Raw genomic sequence first — 21984 nt, forward strand, 5'->3', positions numbered from 1 at the left:
GTGACGTCGGCACATGAGCGGCTGCACGGGTTGGTACCGCGACCGGTGCGGGTCGACCCGGCACCGGGCGCGTGCGAACTCGACGACCTGACCATCCCGGTGGTGATCGACCCGCAGGCGGGCCTGCCTGCCGAGGGGTACCGGCTCAGCATCGCGCCGAGCGGGGTGCGGGCCGTGGCGGCCGACGAAGCCGGGAAGCGGCACGCGCAGCAGACGGTGCGGCAACTCGCCGGCCCGGATGCCTTCCGGGCAGCGAGGATCCGCCCCGGTCCGTGGGTGCTGCCGTGCGGCGAGATCGAGGACCATCCGCGTTTCTCCTGGCGAGGGTGCCTGCTGGACGTCGCGCGGCATTTCCAGCCCAAGGCGGCGGTGCTGCGGTTCGTCGACCTGCTGGCGGTGCACAAGCTCAACGTGCTGCACCTGCATCTGACCGACGATCAGGGATGGCGCGTGGAGGTGCCGGACTATCCGCGGCTGACCGAGGTGGGGGCGTGGCGGGAAGGCTCGTGGGTGGGCAGGCCACCGGACGGCACCCGCGAACACGACGGCCGTCCGCACGGCGGCTACTACACCACCGACGACCTGCGCGAGATCGTCGCGTACGCCCGCGAGCGCGGCGTGACGGTGGTGCCGGAAGTGGACATCCCGGGGCACAGCCAGGCAGCGATCGCCGCCTACCCCGACCTCGGCACCACCGCCGAGCCGGTTCCGGTGCGCACCGCCTGGGGCATCTCCGACCATGTGCTGAACGCCGAGGAATCCACCGTGGCGTTCTACCGCCGCGTGTTCGATCACGTGGCGAGCATCTTCGACAGCCCGGTGATCGCGCTGGGCGGTGACGAGGTGCCGACGGTGCAGTGGCGTGCGCACGCCGCCGCCCGGGCCGCCGAACTGGGGCTGTCGTCGCCGGACGAGCTGCACGGCTGGTGGGTCCGCCAGATCGCCGAGCATCTGTCCGGCCTGGGGCGCCGGGCGCTGGCCTGGGACGACGTGCTGGATGCCGGGACGTTGCCGCCCGGGGTGATCATCGCTTCCTGGCGCGGAGAGCAAGGCGGGATCGCCGCCGCGCTGGCCGGGCACGACGTCGTGATGTGCCCCGAGCAGTACCTCTACCTGGACCATCGGCAGTCGGACCACCCGGACGAGCCGATCCCGGTCGGCTACCTGGTCCGGCTCGAGGACGTCTACCGGTACGAGCCCGTCCCGGCCGGCCTGCCCGGGTCCGCCAGGCAGCGCGTGCTGGGAGCGCAGGCCCAGGTCTGGACCGAGCACCTGGACGACCCGCGTCGGATCGACTACGCCGCCTTCCCGCGGCTGGCCGCGTTCGCCGAGGTGGTGTGGTCGCCGCCGGAGCGTGATTACGCCGAGTTCGTCCGGCGGCTGGCGCGGCACCACCTGCCCCGGCTGGACGCACTGGGCGTGGAGTACCGGCCGATGGGCGGCCCGCGGCCGTGGCAGACCCGCCCCGGGGTGCCCGGCCGTCCCCGCTAGACCTGCGGTGTCTGCCCCGGCACCCCTGCGGTGTTTGCCCCGGCGCAGGTAATCCCCGTGGCCCTTCCGGCGAACTTCCCCCAAGGCTCCCATGCGGTGGGCCGATCGGAGGGCAGGCTCATGGCCCGAGCGGACACGGGACTCGGTAGTGGGCCGTCGACGCGCGATGTGCGTCAGGCAGCCGGCATCGCGGGTGCGCTGTACCTGGTGACATTCCTTGCGGGCATACCACCGGCGCTGTTTCTCTACCGGGACGTGGTGGTCGCCGGGGCCGATGCCCTCACCGCGAGCGCGAACGGCGGCATCCAATGGGGAGCCTTGCTCGACGTCGTCAACGCCTGCGCCTGCGTGGGCACGGCAGTGGTGCTGTTCCCGGTGCTGCGCCGGTGTCGCGTGCGCTTCGGCGAGGCGTTGGCGCTCGGATTCGTCACCGCTCGCGTACTCGAAGCAGCGATCATCTTCGTCGGCGTCGTCAGCTTGCTGTCCCTGGTCGCCCTTCGTACGGGGCCGACGGCCGCGCGCGGCATGGGCGGCATGTTGCTCACCGTCCACGAGTGGACCGTGCTGCTCGGTCCTGGGCTGATCCCGGCGTTCAACGCGGCGCTGCTGGGTTGGCTGCTCTATCGCGCCAACTTGATTCCTCGGATGATCCCCGCGTTGGGACTACTCGGTGCCCCGCTGCTGGCGACATCGGCCGCGTTGTCCGTGCTGGGCGTCAACCGGCCGGGGACGGTCCTGTCCGATCTGGCGGTGGCGCCGATCTTCGTCTGGGAGCTGTCGCTGGGTGTCTACCTGCTGGGCTGGGGATTCCGGCCCGCAGCCGTCGCCGCGCTCACCCCTTCCAGGTGAACCGCCGAGCGCCTGGGTAGACCGCACCGGAACAGCAGGAATTGCAGGCGCTGTTCCGGCGGATGGTGCCGTCCGGCAACCGCCGCGACCCGTCCCACAGCCGGGATTCGCCTGCCGTTCACCTGCGCTCCGGTCACTGGCTACTCCGCCTGTCTAGGGTCCCGCACCGTGGCGGGGTGTCCGTCCCGATGCGAGCCAGTGAGGTGGGCCGATGTCCGAAGCTACGGTTGCCCGGCCACCGCTGCCGCGCGCCCGGTCGGCGAACCAGCTGGTCGTGTTGGTCGTCGAACAGCGCGCGGCGGTACGGGCCGAGCTCGCAGGCATCTTCGCCGGACAGCCCATCACCGTGGCCACCTGTGACGACGTGCCCAGGGCATTGCTCATGCTGGGGCGACTGAGCCCGGACGCGGTACTGCTGGGTCCGGTCGACGGCAGGCTGGACGCCACCGATTTCCTGCGCATCGTGCGCGCCGACGATCCCGCCTTGCCGGTGGTGGCAGGCGCAGAGGGAGAGGCGGGATTCGCCGCAGCGGCCGCGGCGGCCGGTGCGACGGTGGTGCTCCGGCAGCCGTACCGGGCGGCGGAGTTGCTGGCGCTGCTCGGCGGGCTGACCCGGACCCGCCGCGTGGCCATCGAGCCGCCGGTCGAGGTGGGCAGGCTGCGCATCGACGCCGTGTTGCCACGGATGTGGGTGGACGGGGTGGAGATCGCGCTCCCGCAGCGGGAATACGAGCTGCTGCGCTACCTCGCCGAGCGGTCAGGCCAGGTGGTGCCCCGCGCCGAACTGGTCGAGGCGCTGTGGGGCGGCGACCGGGCGCCCAGCAGCAATGCGCTCACCGTGCACATCATGCGGCTGCGCAAGCGGCTGACCGACTCGGCGAACGGGGAGTGGATCCGCGCGATCCGCGGGCACGGTTACCTGTTCACGGTGCCCGGCTCACGGTGAGCCGTCAGGCCGGGCAGGCACCTCGCTTTCGCCACCGTCGGTGAACTATTGCGGTCGTGACGGCACCCGCAGCGGGAACCGTGCCTGGGGATGGAGCCGGGAATTCCTGATCCCGGCTCTGCTGACAATTGTTTTCACCACTTGTTTCCGCATTCGGGCACCCGGCGTCGAGTACCCCGGAGTGTGGTTCTCTTTTGTCCCGTTCCGTTCACCCTGCATTCATTTCCGTGGTCCTGCTGCTTCATTCATCGCGCTTAGTGTCGGCGGTGCGATCGGCAAGCAGCCGGCGTCCGGTGCCGGCATGCCGAGTGTTCCGGTCAATCGGACCCAACCTTCGAAAGAGGTCAACGTGAAACGCACCACCCTGGGTCGCGCCCTGGTGCTGCCCGCGGTCACCGCGCTCGTCGCCGGTGCCGCTGCGTGCGGTGCCGCCAACGAGCCGTCAGCCGAGGGCAGCGGGCAGTCGAGCCTGTCCGGAACGATCAACGGCGCGGGAGCCAGCTCGCAGGAAGCCGCGCAGCAGGCGTGGATCGCCGGGTTCACCTCGTCCCACCCGGACGTCACGGTCAACTACGACCCGGTCGGGTCCGGTGGTGGTCGTGAGCAGTTCGTCGCGGGTGGCACGGACTTCGGTGGCACCGACGCCTATCTGGACGACGAGGAGCTGGCCAAGGCGAAACAGCGCTGCGGCGGCAAAGTGCTCGAGATACCCGCCTACATCTCGCCGGTGGCCATCATCTACAACATCGAGGGCGTCGACGAGCTGAAGCTGCGGCCGAGCACGATCGCCAAGATCTTCGACCAGAAGATCACCAAGTGGAACGACCCGGAGATCGCCGAGGACAATCCCGGTGTGCAGCTGCCCGCGCTGGACATCACTCCGGTGAACCGCTCCGACGAGTCCGGGACGACGGAGAACTTTCAGGAATATCTGGCCGCCGCGGCGGGCAAGGACTGGCCGCACGAGCCGAGCGGCGACTGGCCGGTGCCGGGTGGCGAGGCCGCGGGCCAGACCGCGGGCGTGGTCAAGGCCGTGCAGAGCGGCAACGGGACCATCGGCTACGCCGACGCCAGCCAGGTCGGAGATCTGGCGACCGTGAAGGTGGGGGTCGGCGACGACTTCGTCGGCTACTCGCCGGAGGCCGCGGCCGCAGTCCTGGATGCCTCCGAGCGGGTGAAGGGTCGTGACGACACCAGCTTCGCGTTCGATATCGCCCGTGACACCACCAAGGAGGGGACGTACCCGATCGTCCTGGTCTCCTACCTGGTGGCGTGTGCCGAGTACGACGACAAGGCCAAGGCGGAGCTGGTGAAGGCGTACCTGTCCTACGTCATCAGCGAAGAGGGGCAGCAGACGGCGGCGAAGAACGCCGGGTCGGCGCCGATCTCCGACGAGTTGCGGTCGCAGTTGCAGTCCGCGATCGACGGTATCTCCGCCAGCTGAGGGTGAGTGACCTCGGCTGCCCGGGCGGGGCGGTTTTCCCAGGTCGCCGCCCCGCCCTCGGCCGGGCCTTTCCGATGATCCGCCCCGATGATTCGCCGGCCACGCGCCGGTCGATGCCCGGCCGGCCGTCGGTGTCGCGGTTCCCCGGCGGCTCCGTCGAGGAACTGCCGAGGTTTGCCGATCCGGCCAATCGACGATTTCCGCTGCGGTTTCCGCCCGGCCCGCCGGGACGACGATCCGCCGTTCTTCCGCCGGTCATTTCGCCGCCGCCGTCCGATGGAAAGGACTGATTGGTGTCCGCACTCGAACAATCGGTGCGCCCACGAGCCCGGATGCGCACCGGCGATCGGATCTTCGCCGGGCTGTCCACCGGCTCCGGCGTGCTGATCTTGGCGATCCTGGCAGGGGTCGCCGCATTTTTGGTGGTCGAAGCGTGGCCGGCGGTCGTCGCCCCGGCCGACGAGGTGCCGGGCGGGGCGGGCGTCACCGTGTACATCTGGCCCCTGCTGTTCGGCACGCTGCTGTCCGCCGCGCTGGCGTTGCTGATCGCGGCCCCGCTGGCGGTGGCGATCGCCCTGTTCATCACGCACTACGCGCCGCGGCGGCTGGCGCACGGCCTGGGCTATGTCGTCGACCTGCTCGCCGCCGTGCCCAGCATCGTCTACGGCCTGTGGGGTATCGCGGTGCTCGCGCCGGCCACGGTGGACGCCGGTGCCTGGCTGTACGAGAACCTCGGCTGGATTCCGCTGTTCGCCGGACCACCGTCGTCGACAGGGCGCACCATGCTGGTCGCCGCGCTCGTGCTGGCGGTCATGGTGTTGCCGATCATCACCGCGGTGGTGCGGGAGGCGTTCCTGCAGACACCCCGCCTGTACGAGGAAGCGGCGCTGGCGCTGGGCGCCACGCACTGGGAAATGATCAAGATGACCGTGCTGCCGTTCGGCCGGTCGGCGATCATCGGCGCGTCCATGCTCGGCCTGGGCAGGGCGCTCGGCGAGACCATGGCGGTGGCCATGGTGCTGTCCGTCTCCGGCGGGGTGAGCATCAACCTGATCAGCCGGAGCAACCCGTCGACCATCGCGGCCACCATCGCGCTCGACTTCCCGGAGTCGACGGGGATCGCGGTGAACACCCTGATCGCAGCGGGGCTGGTGCTGTTCGCCGTCACGTTCGTGGTCAACATGCTCGCCCGGGTCGTGATCAACCGGCGGCGCGACTTCTCCGGAGCCGACCGATGAACAGTCCGCGCACCAGTGTTCAGCCGTCCGATTTGTCTGCCGTCTTGTCCGAGCGACCGTTCACACAAGGCTCGTTGCCGCGCTATGCGCCGGGGGTGACGCTGGCCGCCGCGATCGTCGTCGGCGGCGTCCTGCACCTGTCCGGCGTAGCCAGCGGGCTGGCAGCCGTGGCGGTCGTCGTGCTGTACGCGGTGGCGATCTACGGCTGGTCGTTGGCCGTGGAGGGGGCGCGCAAGGCCAAGAACAGAGTGGTCACCACGGTGGTGACGGCGGCGTTCCTGCTGGCGCTGCTGCCGTTGATCTCGGTGGTGATCACGGTGGTCGGCAACGGCGTCGGCCGGCTGGACGTCGAGTTCTTCACCTACTCGATGCACGGCGTCGTCGGGGAAGGCGGCGGGGTCTACCACGCGATCATGGGCACGCTGCTGATCACCGCGCTGGCCACCGTCATCTCGGTGCCGGTCGGCATGCTGTGCGCGATCTACCTGGTCGAATACGCCAAGGGCAAGCTCGGCCGGGCGATCACGTTCTTCGTCGACGTGATGACCGGCATCCCGTCCATCGTGGCCGGCCTGTTCGCCTACGCGCTGTTCGCGCTGATCTTCGGGCCCGGGGTGCGGATGGGCGTGATGGGTGCCGTCGCGTTGAGCGTGCTGATGATTCCGATCGTGGTGCGCTCCACCGAGGAGATGCTCCGACTGGTGCCTGCCGAGCTGCGCGAGGCCGCCTACGCGCTGGCGGTGCCGAAATGGCGCACGATCGTCAAGGTCGTGCTGCCAACCGCGGGCGCGGGCATCGCCACCGGTGTCACGCTGGCGATCGCCAGGGTGGTGGGGGAGACGGCGCCGCTGCTGGTCACCGTCGGCATCACCACCGGGGTGAACATGAACCCGTTCGACGACCGCATGGCCACCCTGCCGGTGTTCGCCTACCGGCAGTTCATGAGCCCGGGCCTCCCGCCGGAGCCCGCCATCGACCGTGCGTGGACCGCGGCGCTGCTGCTGGTCGCCGTCGTCATGCTGCTCAACCTGGTCGCGCGGCTGATCTCACGGTTGTTCGCCCCGAAGGCCCGTGCCTAAGCGGCCGTCGGCGGCGCACGGAAACCGGCATCAGACACGAACGAAGGACGGGAAGCACAAGTGGCTAAGCGAATCGACGTCGCCGACCTGAACATCTACTACGGCGAGACCTTGGCGGTGCAGGACGTCTCGATGTCCATCGAGCCACGCTCGGTGACCGCCCTGATCGGGCCGTCCGGCTGCGGGAAGTCGACGTTCTTGCGTTCGCTCAACCGCATGCATGAGCTGATCCCCAAGGCGAGGGTGGCAGGCAAGGTCATGGTGGACGGTCAGGACCTGTACGCGCCGGACGTGGACCCGGTCGCCGTGCGCAGTCAGATCGGGATGGTGTTCCAGCGGCCCAACCCGTTTCCCACCATGTCGATCTACGACAACGTGGCGGCGGGGATCAAGCTGAACGCCAAACGCATGCGCACAAGCGAGCTGGACGAGATCGTGGAGCGGTCGCTGCGGCAGGCCAACCTGTGGGACGAGGTCAAGGACCGGCTGGACAAGCCGGGCACCGGCCTGTCCGGCGGGCAACAGCAGCGCCTGTGCATCGCCCGCGCCATCGCGGTGCGGCCGGACGTGCTGCTGATGGACGAGCCGTGCTCGGCGCTCGACCCGATCTCCACCCAGAAGATCGAGGATCTGATCACCGAGCTGAAGGCCGACTACACCATCGTCATCGTCACGCACAACATGCAGCAGGCCGCGCGGGTCAGTGACACCACGGCGTTCTTCAACTTGCGCGGCATCGGGCAGCCCGGGCAGCTGGTGGAGATCGGCGACACTGCCACGATCTTCTCCGCCCCCGCGAACAAGGCCACCGAGGACTACATCTCCGGACGCTTCGGCTGACCGGCCGGTTTGCAGGTGCTGCCCGGCGAGCGGCGGCGCTGTCGCCGGGCCACGGCTGGCACGGACCCTGTCCCGGTCAGGCGGACACCGGCAGGTACCGGCGGGTCGGTTCGCGGTCGTCGACCTTCACCCGGCCCAGCAGGGTGAGCACGTCGAGGTGCGCGTCCACCTCGACGACCGCGGACATCTGATGCTCGGCCGCCAGTTCCTCCAGCCGCCTGCCCTTGCGGGTCCACGGCATGGCCCTGGCGACGTCGTACGCGGTGCGCGCACCCGCCCGCAGCTCGTTGAGCACCACGTCGAGCCGTTCTCGATGGTGGTCGAGCAGTTCCGCGGCCCGCCGGTGCGAGCTTTCCGTGACCGGCCCGTGAGCGGGCAACAGCAGCGCGTCCGGCTGGGCGAGCGTCAATTTCAGCGATCGTAGGAACGACCGCAGCGGCCGTTTCTCCGGGGCCCACTCGAACCCCAGCGACGGCGTGATGTGCGGAAGGATGTGGTCGCCGGAGAACAGCACGCCGGCGTCGGCGTGACGGAAGACGACGTGACCACGGGTGTGGCCGGGCGTGTACACGGCGTGCAACGTGCCCTCGGCCAGCTCGATGGTGTCCCCGTCGTACAGCCATCCGTCGGGGAGGCCGTAGGGCATGTCGGCTTCGCGCTCCGACTGGAAGTCCAGTTCGCGGATTCGCTCGGCCAGCTCGCCGGCGCCGCAGCGCACCAGCCACTCCGCGTGGTTGGGGAACCGGCTCGTGCTGGCGAAGTAGGACTCGATGCTGTGCCGCTCCTCCCAGCCGAGCAGCAGCCGGGATCCGAGCTCGTCGCGCCACTGGTACGCCTGCGTGTAGTGGTCCCAGTGATGGTGGGTCGCCAGGCACAACCGGATGTCGGAGATGCGGTGGCCGAGCTGCCTCAGCGCCGCGGCCATCGCGCGCTCGGTCTCCGGCGAGGCCCAGCCGGGGTCGATCAGCACCAGGCCGTCACGGCCTTCCAGCACGTAGGCGTTGACTGTGGTGAGGCCTTCCATCGGCAGGGGCAACGGCACGCGATGCACGCCGGGGACGACCGGGTGCGCGCCGGGCTCGGTCCAGTCCTCCGGCTGCGGAAGCAGACGTGACATCACCCCTCCTTGACGGAGTCGATTCTAGTGCTGGTTCAGCAACGACCGCTCGCCTCGTGGTCAGCGTCACCGCCGACGTGGTGGTGGTCTCTCGATCGAGCGACACTTTTGAATTTGAATTCAGCGCGCTGGACCGGTGCCGACCTGCCATCGGCCGTACAAGCGTGCCGGTTGGAGGTGGGGGTGACCGGTTTCGGTCACGGTCTGCACGAAGCGGGCGATCCCCGGACGGCGGGGCTGCTCCGACGGCCACTGTGCCGTCGACTACGGCTTCCAGGGCGATCCCCGGACGGCGGGCCGCTCCGTGATGTAGATCGGCTCGCGCGCTTCGGCGGCGGGGCGATTCCCGGACGGCGGGGCTGCTCAGCTCGAGGACATGATCGAGCATCTGCCCGAGCGGGCGATCTCCGGGGCGAGGGGGCTGTTCCGAGCCCGCGGTGGCCACCGAGCGGCTGGTCCAGGGCGGTTCCCGGGCGATGGGGCTGTTCCAGATCGCTGCCGAGCTGAACGTGGCGGCGGCGCGGACGGGCGCCGAATGCGGTGGCCGCCCAGGTGCGGGAGCTGCCCGGACGACACCTGACGGTCGACGCCACCGGCGCGGGCGCGGCAATCCTCCAGCGGCGTCGGCATTCCGTGGCAGTGGCGGCGCGGCTTCGCCGTGACCGGCCGCATCCGCCGGGCTGCTGGCCTGCATCCGCCGGGCTGCCGGCCCGCATCGGGAAGAGTTCACGCAGCCGGTCCCCGCAGGTGCGGAGGATGCGGAACGCGCCAGGATCGTTACCGAGCAGCTGGACCGCTGTCTCTCCCCGTCCCCGCCGGTGCGGAGATGCCCACTGATCGACGGTGGCGACGTGTGGATCGTGGCCCCCGCCCCCGCAGGTGCGGAGATGCCCATCCGCGGACTGGTCTCCGGCCGTGGCTCGCCTGTCTCCCCCTGCGGGGGCGGAGGATGCGCAGGGGAACCCGCCGGTGAGCACGTCGACGAGTGTCTCCCCCTGCGGGTGCGGAGGATGCCGTCCCACATGATCACTGCTTGGCCGCCGCCTTGTCTCCCCCTGCGGGGCGGAGGATGCCCTGGGGGCGATGACAGTCCGGGCGATGAGCTCTCTCTCCCTCCCCCCGGCAGGTGCGGAGGATGCTGCGCCGGGCAAGCCGGCTACCGACGCAGCCGACCTGCGCACAAGGACCGTTTTCCGGACGAAGTGAGCCGATGGGGGCGTTCCGCACGTGTTCGTGGTGGCCAACCGTTCCGGCGACGAGGGAGCGTGCGTCATCGAGGACACCATCATCGCGACGACGGAACCCGACTCGGACCTCCCGCCGTGTGCGGTCCGCGGCTGCCCGTGGCGCGGCGCGTGCCCATGGCACCCGCACGGCGATCTGGAGGTGGACGACTACGTCGACAAGGTGATGCGCATGCGGCCGTTCGGTGCCGGTCGCAAGCTGAAGCGCCTGCGTGCCCGATACGAGACGCGTTACGTCGTGGAGTCCGAGGTCGTCACGACGACGATCGAGCAGCGCAGGCACGAAGAGCCCCGGCGGCGGCGTTCGATCCGGATCGTGCATCCGAAGCCGGAGAGCTACTCGATCTACGACCCGCCCGCTCCCGGGGATCTGGCTCGCGCCCGCCTGCGTATCCGCGACGAGGACACCAGGACCGAACCGCGGTGGAAGCGGTTGCTGGAGCTCGAGGACGAGCTGCGGTCGGCCGAGAACTCCACCACCGAAGATGGACCGGAGGACTGGTGGGAGCTGCCCGGTCTCGACGACGAGGACGAGCACGCCGATCCTGCCCAGCTCCACAAGTCACGTTGGCAAGACGACGAGCACACGGAGGACGAGGCGACCCGGCAGCAGGCGCCGTGCGCGCCGGAGTTCACCGACCGGCCGACGGCTGACCATGCTCGCCCCACGCCCGCGCTGCTGGCCAACATCACGCCCACGGTGCTGTTCGAACAGGCCCAGCGCAAGCGGGCCCAGCGCGCGCAGTCCGGTCATGGGTCGGGCGAACAGGCGAGCAGGAAGACTGCGCAATCGGACCGCAGGCGGGGCGGGGCAAGCGAACGGGCCGCTCCGGCCGAGGATGGGCGGCCGTACGGGCAGGCCAGGCGGGAGCACGGGCGCGAGCCGTGGCCGGTCGAGCGAACGCTGTGGACCCCTGCCGAGCACATCTTCGGCAACGGCCGATGGGGGCTGGTGCGCAAGCCGGGAGACCGGGCGCGGTGGACGCCGCTGGGCAAGATCTTCGGCAACGGCCGATGGACCTTCGCCAGGACCCGGACCGGCGAATTCGAGCAGGCGGGACATGTGCCCGGCCAGGCCAGGCATGCCCGCGGGGTCGAGATCGAACAACCGGACGTCACCGCTTGGGTCGTCACCTACTCGCAGGCCGGGCGGAATCGAACCCGGCAGCGCCGAATCCGCCGTCGAGTGCGTATTCCGGCCGGTATCGCCGGGTGAGGGTGACCCGAGAAAACTGAGGAAGACGAACATGCCAGGGCCCGTCGCCGGCCCGGGCTTTTCCTGTGCGGGCACCGGACGGAGTAGCTGCCTCCCGAGCGAGCCCGACTGCTTCCTTCCGTGTTCCGACGTCGATCACGGTGCCCGTGGATTTCGCCGCACGTCAGGCACGTCAGACGAAGCACTGTATACATCCGATCGGGTGGTGGCTGCGGTCTTGACAGTCGTGGGAAACGCGCTGATCAGCCGCGGTTGACGCCGTTTGACAGTCAACAGTCGCCGCGCGGGGGCTTCTGACGGCGGAGAAATTCGCCAGTCTTGCTCGCGACCACGGCGGTGGTGCGGAAGGGCCTGACCGGAGCGTCGGGCCGGCACCGGAAGCGGGAGGTCCGATGGAAGCCGGCGTGATGACGGGAGCGTGCCACAGGGGCGGTAGCCGGGCCAACGGCTCCGGTGCCGATCACCGCGTTCGTTGTCGTCGCGCCGGAAATCTGGTGACGACCGGCGGCTGGTGTGCGGGAACCGCAAGCAATGCCGTCCGGTCCAATGCCGGCAACGACAGCCGGGCATGCGCTGCCGGGAAAGCTGCCGGCCAGCAGCCGTGAATCGTCCCGAACAGGCGGACGCCAGCTTCCGCCGAGCAGAAAGGAAAACCCATGACGACACCGGCAACACGACAGACGACATTCCCCCGCCGCAAGCCTGCGGGCCCTGGTGGGGGCGGTCGCGGTGGCCGCCAGCGCGGTCACCCTGGTGATGGCCGCGCAGCCGGCCGCCGCTGCACAGGAGCGGAACGGCAAATGCGAGACGGGCGAATTCTGCTACTTCTACAACTCGGACCAGAAGGGTTCGGTCTCCGACCACAAGTCTTCGGTGCCCAACCTGGGCGACAAGCAGCCCTCCTGCTACGAGTTCAAGGGCGAGGGCAACGGCAAGGGCCGGTGCATGAAGAACAACGCCGCGTCGTTGTAGAACACCGTCACCGGCAAGCCGGTGACGGTGTTCTACAACAGCAACTACGCGGGGGCGAGCCAGACCATCAAGCCGGGCCAGAAGGTCAACCTGAACGCTACGCTGAAGAACAACAACGCCAGCCACCGCATCGGCGGCTCCAGCAGCCCGTACTGGCTGCCGTTCCCGTGCGGGGAGAAGTGGGACGCGGGCACGCGAACCGGCCACAACCCGCAGAACGCGATCGACTTCAACCACTACCCGCAGGACGACGGCTGGAAGGTGTACGCGTCGGCGCCGGGCACAGTCAGCAAGGTGGCCAACCTGGGCAACACCTCCTACGGCCGGTACATCGTGATCGACCACGGCAATGGCAGGCAGACCCTGTACGCGCACCTGAAGACGCAGAACGTCAAGGTCGGCGACAAGGTGACCGAGAAGACGTTCATCGGCCGGGTCGGCAGCACCGGTGGGTCGACCGGGCCGCACCTGCACTACGAGCAGAAGGTGAACGGCACCGTGGTCAGGGCGACGTTCAAGGACGGCAACCCGGTCTACTGGGGGCACACCACGCTGCAGCGCAAGACGCACTGCCCGTGAGGTGAGAACGCACTCAGCTGGGGCGGATGGCCTGGGGCCGTCCGCCCCTGTGGCGTGTGGTGCGCAGCTTTGCGCAGCGACGAAGCCCGGGGGTGCCGGTCGCTGCGGCGCGACTGCGTTTGCGCGCCGGTTGACGGTCGTGGTGACCGGCTTGGCTGGCTGGCTGTTCCGTTCGGTGCTGGGAGGGCTGGTTGTGCTGGTGGCGGCTGTTCGCGGTGTGTTGGTGGCGGCGAGCCTGGGATCACCGTGCCCGCGGATGACGCAGCGCTGACATGTGGCAGCCGGATCGCGAGTGTGCGCTGATGATGCAGCGCGGCTGAGCCGACGGCTGCTGAGCACCGTGCGCACCGATGGTGCGGCGGTCGTGTCCGTGGACTGATCGCCGTGCGCGCCGACGACACAGCGGCCGGGGCGATTCCGGCTCGCCGTCGGTGGCCGCGGGCCGGCCTACTTGCCCTGTTCCAGCAGGTGCAGCAGCAACGCCTGCTGCGCGTACAGGCGGTTCTCCGCCTGCTGGTAGATGATCGACCGCTCGCTGTCCACCAGGTCGGCGGAGATCTCGTAACCGGCGTGGATCGGCATGTCGTGCATGATCCACGGGTCGGCTCCGCCGAGGTTCTGCCTGTTGAGCTGGTACGGCGTCATCACTTCGATCCGCCGGCGCTTCTCCTCCTCGTAGGCCGGGTCGGAGAAGAACTCCATGTCCACCCAGGTGTCGGTGTAGACGAAGTCGGCCTCGGCCGCGGCTTCGGCCAGACTCGCCCGTTCCTCGATCAGCCCGGTGCCCGCCGTGCGCTCCAGCACGCCCGCCGCCATCGCCTGCTCGTTGGCGATCGGGGTCACCAGCAGCAGCCGGACACCCAGCGCGGCGCACCCTTCGATCAGGCTGTTCGCCACGTTGTTGTGCACCCCGACATAGCACAGCGTGGTGCCTTCGAGCTTGCCGTTGACCTCGGCGATGGTAAGGAAGTCGGCCAGCGCCTGCGACGGGTGGTGCTGGTCGTCGCAGCCGTTGATCAGTGGCACCTGGCTGTTGTCGGCCATGGCCTTCAACGTGCGGTTCGAGCGCACCCTGGCCATGATGATGTCGCAGTTGCGCGAGACGTACTGGGTCTCGTACTCGACCGAGGTGATCGCGTAGTTGGTCTTGTGCCAGTCCAGCACCACCGAGTAGCCGCCCATGCGCGCGATCGCTGCCTGGTACGACAGTGACGTCCGGGTCGAGGTCTTCTCGAACAGCAACACCAAGCCGCGACGGTGGGCCGCCGAGTGGTACTGCTCCGGATTCTCCTTGATCCGGCGCGCCAGCTGCAGGATGTGCTGCAGCTCGTCGGGGGTCAGGTCGCTCAGTTTCAGTACGTGCCTCGGCATGTCATCCTCGCGTAGACGGCTGAATCGGCGTTGCGCGCGGTTTGGGGCAACGACAAGCGTAAACGGGAAATCGCGTGGTCGTACAGCGGTTTGCCGGCCACCGTGGCGATCGGCACGCGTTCGGCCAGGCAGATCCGAGGCAGGCACACGAGCGAAGGCGCGGCAGCGTCGGAATTCCTCCGACCGGTGACGTGTGGTTGTGGGCCGGACGCGACACGGGGATCGGACGAACGGTCGTCGTCCGATCCCCGTGTCGTTCAAGCCGTGCCGGTGTGGTGGTGTGTCCTCCTGCGGATCACTCGCCCCCGGCGAGCACCGGGGCCATGTCCGCGTACAGCCGCTGCTCGGTGAACCGGCCGTCGGAGGTGACGGAGGTGAACAGGCACGCGGGGATGCTCACCACGCGACCTCCCTTGAGGTGGTAGGTCACGCGCACCTCGGCCAGGGTGTCCGTACCGCCGTCGTCCTTGGCGGATTCGAACCACGTGACGACGGAGTGCTCGATCTTCTCGCACTGCGCCAGCACCGAGCCGAGCGCCGCCGCCGCGGTGTCCCGGCCGGTGATCGGCTCCTGGTTGCCGAAGGTGAATCTGATGTCGTCGGCCATGAACGACATCGCCTCGTCGAATTGTCCGGAGTCGACGAGGCGCATGAATTTCTCGACCTGCGATCGGGCGGCCGATGTGTCGGTCATGCGTTGCAACCCCCACATAGACGGAATCGGAAATGGTGGGCCCATAGATTACCGACGGGTGTGGCGCCGGATACACCGCCTCCTCGTGAACGAACCTGGCCGTTCGGGTGAATCGTGAGGCGGTATTGACTGCGTTCCGTGATCACCAAGGGAAAGGCCCGCATCGATTCGGTGGCTGTTCCGAAGCAGTGCGCTCGTGCGTGTGAATCAGGCCAACGCGGTCATGGCCTCCCAGCCGCGGTCGGCCACTTCCGGCTTGGCGCACGTTCCGCTGTCGCCGGTGTCCCGGTGGAGCAGTGGCTCGCTGTTGCTGTCTTGTCGACTGTCGCGGTTGGCCACTTCCGGTTCGGTGCACGTTCCGCTGTCGCCGGTGTCCCGGTAGAGCAGCAGCTCGCCCCTGCCGTCTTGCTGACTGACGCCGGGGGAGCAGAGTCTCGTCACCCACGGCGCAGCCGCCTGCTCTGGTCACTGCCACGGGGCGCCGGTCCATGCTCACTGGGCCACCCGTACGACGCTAGGACTGGTCCGCCGGTGCGGTGCTGCCGCGCCTGTCGCCGCTGTCGTCCGTGGTGGGCGGGAGCATCTTCGAGTCGGGCGTGGCTCGATAGGCGTCCAATGCGGACAGGCCCGGCCGGAATCGCGTGCTGACCAGTTCGCTGACCAGCTGCCACATGGCCCGCTCGTCCTCGAGCTTCGTCGGCAGGGACAGCCCGAGGGAAGTGGCCAGCGGCAGGCGGCCAAGATTCACCATGGCGCGCACGGCGCCCGCCCATTCGTCGGTGGCGACGACGGCGAGCCGGTACCAGATCGCGGCGAGCACCGGCAGGACGAGCAGGGCGGGCACCGCAAGCCACGGGCGATCGACGGCGCCGACGGCCAGTGAGACGGCGATCGCCACGGTCACCAGCAAGTGCCCGTAGAGCAGGCTGACGAAGAAGTCGACGCTCATCCTGGCGTCGTCGGTCTGCTTGCGAGCCGGCTCGTCGACGGCGGCGTTCAATTCGTGCCACAACACCTGCGAATCCAGCCGGAACCGGTCGTAGCCGTATTCCTCGAAGCGCCGGATGGCGTTGCCCAGCCTGGTCGGGGCTACCTGCTGGTCGTCGACCGGGTAGCGGTACAGCCGCTCTTCGAGCAGGGCGAGCCACACCGCGCCCTTGCGGATGTCGGTGTCCACATAGCGGCGGGTGACCGGGTGCGCGCGGAATTCCGCCAGGGCGGACCGTTCCGTGTCGGTCAGCACCCCGGCGCGTTCCTTGGCGACGAGTGATGCAGCGTCGAGGCGGTTGCGCAGCAGGTGCTTTTCCGCCAAGTGGCGACGGCGGCCCGCTTGCGCCAGCCGCTCCGGCCAGCCCAGGTAGCCCTCGAGCACGCGGTACAGCGGCGTCTGCAGCGCGGCCAGGACCAGCCCGAGCACGGCGGTGGCGATCAGCACGAACAGCGCGGCCCTCGGGGCGTCGACACCGAGCCCGGTCAGCTCGGGCGCCGCGACGAAACCGAAGATCAGCACGTTGATCAGGCTGGGCAGGATCCAGCCGACCAGCAGCGCGCGCCCGCCACCGAGGGCTCCCTGCAGGATTCCGGTCACGCGGCTACCTCACGTTCCCTCTCTTGCGGCGGAACAGCCTGCGATACCACGGCTCGCGCAGATCGGGGTACGGGCGGGGAACGTCGCCACGTGCGCCCTGCGGATGCGCCTCCGCCGATCCGGCCATGCGCAGCGCCGGCCCGGGCGGTTGGTCTCCGACCCAGGCGGGTGGGTCTGGCGGTGGTGCGGACGGCGGGGGCACTGCGCCGTCGGCTTCAGACTGGTCCGGTACCCGCGGAGTCGCCAGAGCCGGTCCCGGCGGGACGTCGGTGGCCCCGTCCCCAGGACGCCGGTCGACTCCACCTTGCTGGTCCGACCCACGGAAAGCCGGCCCGGGCGTGCCGCCGCCGGGCATCGGCGGTGTGTCCGGCGAAGCAAGGCCGGAAGCGCCGAGCGGTGGCCCTGGCGGAACCCCCCGGGGCGCCGGGGGACGGGTGGTGCGGGGGCCGACCGGAGGCGGCGGATCCGAAGCTTGAAGAGAGGGACCCGGTGGGGGAACCTCGTGCTTTTGCGACGGTGGCCGTGGGTCCTGCCCGGAACCAAGGACGGAGGTGTCGTCGGATGTCTCCGCCGCGCCGTCCGCCCGGTCAGGTGGGGGTGCCAAGCCTTCCGGTTCGGGTGGAGGCGGGATGGTGAGCGCGGGGCCGGGCGACCGCGCCTGTTCCTCGGCCAGAAACTGCAGGAGCTCACGCGCGTCGGGCCTCGCATCCTGCGGGGAATCGCCGGACGCTTGGTCCGTCCCGGTGACGTCCTGCGCAGCGTCCTCCCCGGTTCGGCTGCTCCCCGCGGCCGGCTTCTCGTCCGTGCTGTCGGCTCGACTGCCCTCCTCCATGAGTGCAGACCGTACCGGCCGCGCCCCCACCCGCCGCGGAAAACGAGGATGCGTCATGCATTTTTCGCAGTCAGCGGGCCTTCCCGGCGGTCTCGTGGTGATTCATCGGTGGCTGTCCCGCTGGCGTCCGGCCTCCGGCGGCAGTTCGTTCAGCACGTAATGCACCAGCTCGTGCGATACGGCCAGCGTGGTGGCCTTGTGGCCCCCCACGACGGAATCGGTCGCCTCGGCCAGCGGCAGGTGACGGCGAGTGTGCTGGGCGGTCATGGTCGGCTCTTCTCCGGCATTCGGTCATCGTCCGCCGATACAGAGGGCCGGCGGCATCCAGCGGCCTACGTATTTCCAGCCGGATGTGCCGGGGCCGAGAGGGTGCGAACGGCCGAGGTGGTGCCTGGCTACTTGGTGACGCGGATGATCCCGCGCGCGCCACGCTCCGCGTCGGACATGACGTGGTCGACGACGGGGTAGTGGCCCGCTTCCGGGAAGGTGAGCTCGACGAAACCGCCCTGGGCGGGCAGCAGGGGAAGAACCTGGGCTCCGGTGCCGGTCGCCGGTGCCGACGGCGAACCGACCAGCCACCGGCCCTCACTCCACACCCGGTCGAACTGCCCGCCCACGACATGGAAGGACAGCGGCCGGTTGGGGCCTGCGTCGAGCACCCACAGCCGCACTCGCTCGCCGACTTTCGCGGTCAGGGGCCGGTGGGCGTACTGGTGCGGGTACCCGTTGAAGACCACGGCGTCCGGCTTGCCTTCCTGGATGGCAGCCACGTCCGGGGTGCCGCCCTGCGGGCCGAAGTACATCTCCGACTGCACCAGCACATAGGAGCGGTCGACGGGTGGCAGGTCCGGTGGCTCGATGACGACCGCGCCGAACAGCCCGGCCGCGATGTGGGTGGACATGGGTTCGGTCGAGCAGTGGTACATCCACACCCCGGCGCGTTCGGCGGTGAACGTGTAGGTCAGCGACTCGCCGGGGGGAATGGTGCGCATGGGGCGGTCCGGTGCGAGTGCCCCGGCGTGGAAGTCGATCGAGTGCCCGATCGTCCCGTCGTTGACCAGGGTGATCTCGAAGCGGTCGCCGACCTGGCCGCGCAGGATCGGCCCCGGGACGGTGCCGTTGTAGGTCCAGACGGTTTGCCGGACCCCCGGCGCGACTTCCCGCTCGGTCTCGGTGATCACCAACCGCACCCGATGGACGCGACCAGGCGGCAAGGCCGGGAGGCGTGCGTCTCGCGCTCGGAAGTCCTCCGGCGGCGTCGCGCTCGGGTCGACCGTGGCGCGCGGACCGCCGTTGCCGCTTCCGGTGTGCTTGCCGGTGCCACGGGCACCGCCGGGCGACGTCGTGCCGTGCTGCATGCCGGTGACCCGGATGGTCAGCACCATGCCCATCTGGCGGTGCCCCGCCACCGAGCACCATCCCTCGATGTCCCGGCCGGCCACGCCGACGTCGACGACGGCCGTTTCCCCGGGAGCCAGCCTGCCCGACTTGGCCCCGGTGTCCAGTACCAAGTCGTGCACGTCGCCTGCCGAGGCGTTCCGCACGGTGATGACCAGGCGGTCGCCCGCCGGGACCTCGATCGTGTCCGGCGTGAAGCGCATTCCGGCCGCCTTGACTTCGACGGTGGTCGTGTGGCCGGTCGGCGGGACGCCGTTGGCGGCGGACGTGACCGGGCCGTCCAACGCGGCCGGGTCGAGCGCGGCACCGGTGGCGGCGGCGACCAGCACCGCGGCCAACCCGGCGATGGCGACCCCGCTCCGCCGGGTGGATGCCCGAACCGGTTCGACCGGCCGGGCAGGCACCACGTCGTCCCGCGCCGCCGCCCTGGCCAGGCGGGAAGCCCGTATGGCGGCGAACAGGATCGGGACGAAACTCACCAAGGCGCCCAGCACCAGCATGGACACCACGACGCGGATCAGGCTGGGTACCGGCAACGCGCAGACGATCGTGCCCACGTTGGTCATGACCAGGCGCGCTGGGCCACCCGTGTCGACCACCCGGTTCGCGGCGCGTACCGGGGAAGGCCCGCCGCCGAGCACGACCGGGACCAGGTACGACAACGCACCGATCAGGATCTGCGCAACGAAGCCGACCGCCAGCAGCGGCGTGACCTCGCCGATGAGCGCGTCCAGCTCGGTGAACCCGGTGGCGGCGGCTCCCACCGTCACCACCACCAAGCACCCCGCCAGCCAGCAGACCGCGCACAGGATGGACCACGCGGCGAACGACGATGGCGGCTTCACCCGTGCCGACCGGATCGCAGGCAGCGCGAGCACGGTGATCCCGGACAGGTAGCCGAGCAGGCCCACGACGATTGCGGGACGCCAGCCGGCCAGCGCGCCGCCGACGAGAACACCGATGGCGGCGATCAGCACCGGGAGCGCGCGTCGTGCCGCTTGCTCGGCGCCCGCGCCGATCCGGGTGCGCAAGACCGTCGGCCACAAGGTGACCAGGGTGCCGAGCACGGTGAGCCCGAGGAAACCGAGTACGTTCACCGCGATGTGCGCCAGGCGCAGCCGCTCGTGCAGGACACCTCCGTCGTCATAGGCCATCCACGTGCCGAGGACGGCACCGGCCGGCAGCAGCAGTCCCGCGGCGACGTAGTACCGGACGGTCGGGGCGAACCGATTGCCCAGCGCCCGGCGGATCTGGCGGGCGAGCAGAACGGCGTGCCACACCACCGCGGTCACGACCAGCGACACGCCGGCAGCGGTGAGCGGCCACACGCCGCTGAGCATGCCGACGACAAGGACCGCGACACCGCCGTTGAACAGAATCAGCCGGGCGGTCTGTTCGCGCCGCGGGGTCGGCGGGCGGCGCAGCAGCGTGTCGGCGAAGTAGCGGCTCCACACCAGAACGGCGTGTCCCGCGGCACCCAGCACCAGCAGGTGGATCATCAGCCAGCGCGGCTCCGGGACGAACGGGTGCACCAGGGTGGCCACCGCCGCCATGACCAGCCAGCCGACGGTCGGCAGATCCCGCATCGGCCAGAACCCACGCACCGTCATGCCGCACCTCGTTTCGTGCCGCCGCGAAGAACCGACCACGCGACCACGGCGAGGAAGCCGACCAAGGACAGCACGGTGACCACCCCGCCGGCCTGCCAGGCGAGCCTGATCCCGAGGGCGTCACCGAGCCACAGCCGCACCACCAGCCCGCCGTGCAGAAGGAGCAACGGCAGATACATGCCGCGATGAAACGGCAGCGGGATCCTCGCCACCGCGGGCAGGACGACCGGCGCGTGGGCCATCACCATCGACATGGCGAACCCGAGGAACACGGCGTGTGCCGTGGCGTCACGGAGTGCTTCGGCCAGGGCGTCGGACACCGTGGACCGGCCCGCCACCAGCCACAGCCCGGCGGCCACCGCCAGCCACGCCTGACCGGCGAGCATGGCCAGGGCCATGAAACGGGCCGGTCCCCGGGCACGCACGGTGCGGCGGGCGACGTCGTGCCGGATCAGCCACACCGCCACACCGGCGAGGGCGATGCCGAAGCAGAACGTGAAGACGGGCCACAGCAGGGCGATCAGGGCACCACAGGCCACGGCTGCGGCCCCGAGCACCAGCATGCGGCCCGCCTGCGGCGGCATGTGCAGTGCGGCCAGCTCGAGCCGTTCCCCGGCGATGGTGAGCACCAGGAAACCGGCCAGCCACGGCACCAGTTGCCCGACGGGTACGCCGCCGAGCAAGCAGATCGCTGCGCCGAGCGCGAGCACCGCGCCGAGGCCCTGCACCTCGACCGCTTGGTCGTGGCGGCGCTGCCACAGCACGACGTAGACGGCGACCAGCGCCGCTGCGCCGAGCACGAGCAGGAGCGCACCCGCGTCTCGGGCGTGCGGCGCGAGCATGAGCAGAGCACCCGTGGACAGGAGTGCAGGGGCGCAGAACGCGGCACGTCTGCGGGCCGCGACGGCGCGTTCGAGCGCGATGAGGGTGCCGACGAACCCCACGGTCATGAGCACTCCGTGCGCTTCGGCCGTGCCTTCGCCCGGAATGGGAGACCACACACCGAGCAAGGACAGCGCCCCGTCGAGACCGGTGAACAAGGCGGCTGCGGCAGGAATCGCGAACAACGCTCGCCTGGCTGGCCGGGCGAGCCCGGTGCCCGGTGGCGGCGTGACGGTCTCCGCGGTCATGGGTGGTCTCCGATCCGCAGACGGCAGGCGCCGACTTCGGCGAACGGTTCCAGCTCGACGCCGGTGTCGGCGCCCGCGCGGTGCAGCAGGCCTTCCACCAGGCCTTGATGCACCCCGCACACCACGTCCGGTGCTTCCCGGGCCGCGGCGAGCAGGGGACAGCGGGTGAGCCGCAGCGTGCCCTCGTCGGCCTCGTCCGCTTCGGGGCCGAAGCCCATGCGGTCGAGCACGGACGACACGTCCTTGCGGCGCGCCGGCTGCTCGGCGAGCCGCCGCCCCCAGTCGCGGCCGGCTTGACGGGCGTCCTCGGCCGGGGTGTCGCTGGCCCGCCGGACCGCGCCGGCCA

Annotated in this window: 19 protein-coding genes; 10 read left to right on the top strand and 9 right to left on the bottom strand. The window is 70.0% G+C overall.

Annotation, left to right across the window (positions count from 1 at the left end):
• From CXP56_RS14740 to pstB, 7 genes are all read left to right on the top strand, one after another.
• Positions 1-1491 carry a beta-N-acetylhexosaminidase gene (locus CXP56_RS14740; RefSeq protein ID WP_502694575.1) on the top strand — a complete coding sequence of 497 codons (1491 nt, stop codon included), beginning with the start codon at positions 1-3 and terminating at the stop codon, positions 1489-1491.
• A gap of 168 nt (positions 1492-1659) precedes the next feature.
• The gene (locus CXP56_RS14745; protein ID WP_286901517.1) at positions 1660-2340 is read left to right on the top strand and encodes a DUF4386 domain-containing protein; all 681 of its coding nucleotides are present in this window, start codon (positions 1660-1662) and stop codon (positions 2338-2340) included.
• Between the two features lie 211 nt (positions 2341-2551).
• Positions 2552-3286, top strand: a complete 735-nt coding sequence (locus CXP56_RS14750) for a winged helix-turn-helix transcriptional regulator (RefSeq protein ID WP_051310193.1) — start codon at positions 2552-2554, stop codon at positions 3284-3286.
• 349 nt (positions 3287-3635) lie between these two features.
• Positions 3636-4730 (top strand): phosphate ABC transporter substrate-binding protein PstS, encoded by a 1095-nt coding sequence (pstS, locus tag CXP56_RS14755; protein WP_028847848.1) that lies wholly within the window; start codon positions 3636-3638, stop codon positions 4728-4730.
• A 332-nt stretch (positions 4731-5062) separates the two neighbouring features.
• A complete protein-coding gene (gene pstC, locus CXP56_RS14760; RefSeq protein ID WP_286901518.1) occupies positions 5063-5968 on the top strand; it encodes a phosphate ABC transporter permease subunit PstC in 906 nt (301 codons plus the stop codon).
• Positions 5965-7047, top strand: coding sequence for a phosphate ABC transporter permease PstA (pstA, locus tag CXP56_RS14765; protein WP_286901520.1), 1083 nt, complete (start codon positions 5965-5967; stop codon positions 7045-7047). The genes pstC and pstA overlap by 4 nt, the downstream gene beginning before the upstream one ends.
• A gap of 60 nt (positions 7048-7107) precedes the next feature.
• On the top strand, positions 7108-7887 hold the full coding sequence (pstB, locus tag CXP56_RS14770; RefSeq protein WP_028847851.1) for a phosphate ABC transporter ATP-binding protein PstB: 780 nt from the start codon (positions 7108-7110) through the stop codon (positions 7885-7887).
• A gap of 76 nt (positions 7888-7963) precedes the next feature.
• Here the strand turns inward: pstB and CXP56_RS14775 are convergent, their stop codons facing one another.
• Positions 7964-9004: an MBL fold metallo-hydrolase gene (locus CXP56_RS14775; protein WP_038045050.1), complete on the bottom strand. Its 1041-nt coding sequence runs from the start codon at positions 9002-9004 to the stop codon at positions 7964-7966.
• 1236 nt (positions 9005-10240) lie between these two features.
• On the opposite strand from CXP56_RS14775, the gene CXP56_RS14780 reads away from it, so the two are divergent.
• From CXP56_RS14780 to CXP56_RS14790, 3 genes are all read left to right on the top strand, one after another.
• Complete coding sequence (locus CXP56_RS14780; RefSeq protein ID WP_286901522.1) at positions 10241-11464, top strand: hypothetical protein; 1224 nt, start codon at positions 10241-10243, stop codon at positions 11462-11464.
• Between the two features lie 714 nt (positions 11465-12178).
• Complete coding sequence (locus tag CXP56_RS14785; RefSeq protein ID WP_286901523.1) at positions 12179-12436, top strand: peptidase inhibitor family I36 protein; 258 nt, start codon at positions 12179-12181, stop codon at positions 12434-12436.
• A gap of 21 nt (positions 12437-12457) precedes the next feature.
• Complete coding sequence (locus tag CXP56_RS14790; protein WP_245566656.1) at positions 12458-13015, top strand: M23 family metallopeptidase; 558 nt, start codon at positions 12458-12460, stop codon at positions 13013-13015.
• A 447-nt stretch (positions 13016-13462) separates the two neighbouring features.
• Here the strand turns inward: CXP56_RS14790 and CXP56_RS14795 are convergent, their stop codons facing one another.
• The 8 genes from CXP56_RS14795 to CXP56_RS14830 all read right to left on the bottom strand — a co-directional run.
• Positions 13463-14386 (bottom strand): Rossmann-fold NAD(P)-binding domain-containing protein, encoded by a 924-nt coding sequence (locus CXP56_RS14795; RefSeq protein ID WP_028847854.1) that lies wholly within the window; start codon positions 14384-14386, stop codon positions 13463-13465.
• A gap of 295 nt (positions 14387-14681) precedes the next feature.
• On the bottom strand, positions 14682-15080 hold the full coding sequence (locus tag CXP56_RS14800) for a nuclear transport factor 2 family protein (protein WP_038045051.1): 399 nt from the start codon (positions 15078-15080) through the stop codon (positions 14682-14684).
• A 207-nt stretch (positions 15081-15287) separates the two neighbouring features.
• Entirely contained in the window at positions 15288-15521 is a 234-nt protein-coding gene (locus CXP56_RS14805; RefSeq protein ID WP_028847855.1) for a hypothetical protein, read from the bottom strand.
• Positions 15522-15594: 73 nt separating this feature from the next.
• Entirely contained in the window at positions 15595-16668 is a 1074-nt protein-coding gene (locus CXP56_RS14810; RefSeq protein WP_286901527.1) for a hypothetical protein, read from the bottom strand.
• Positions 16669-17602: 934 nt separating this feature from the next.
• Entirely contained in the window at positions 17603-17767 is a 165-nt protein-coding gene (locus CXP56_RS14815; protein WP_156899222.1) for a hypothetical protein, read from the bottom strand.
• Positions 17768-17895: 128 nt separating this feature from the next.
• Positions 17896-20508, bottom strand: a complete 2613-nt coding sequence (locus tag CXP56_RS14820) for a multicopper oxidase domain-containing protein (protein WP_286901528.1) — start codon at positions 20506-20508, stop codon at positions 17896-17898.
• Positions 20505-21638: a DUF8744 domain-containing protein gene (locus CXP56_RS14825; protein WP_286901530.1), complete on the bottom strand. Its 1134-nt coding sequence runs from the start codon at positions 21636-21638 to the stop codon at positions 20505-20507. The genes CXP56_RS14820 and CXP56_RS14825 overlap by 4 nt, the downstream gene beginning before the upstream one ends.
• Positions 21635-21984: helix-turn-helix domain-containing protein (locus CXP56_RS14830; RefSeq protein WP_502694576.1), on the bottom strand; the 350-nt coding region annotated here is incomplete at its 5' end. The genes CXP56_RS14825 and CXP56_RS14830, both read right to left, overlap by 4 nt.

The sequence above is a fragment of the Thermocrispum sp. genome (assembly GCF_002919275.1).
GTDB classification, from domain to species: domain Bacteria; phylum Actinomycetota; class Actinomycetes; order Mycobacteriales; family Pseudonocardiaceae; genus Thermocrispum; species Thermocrispum agreste.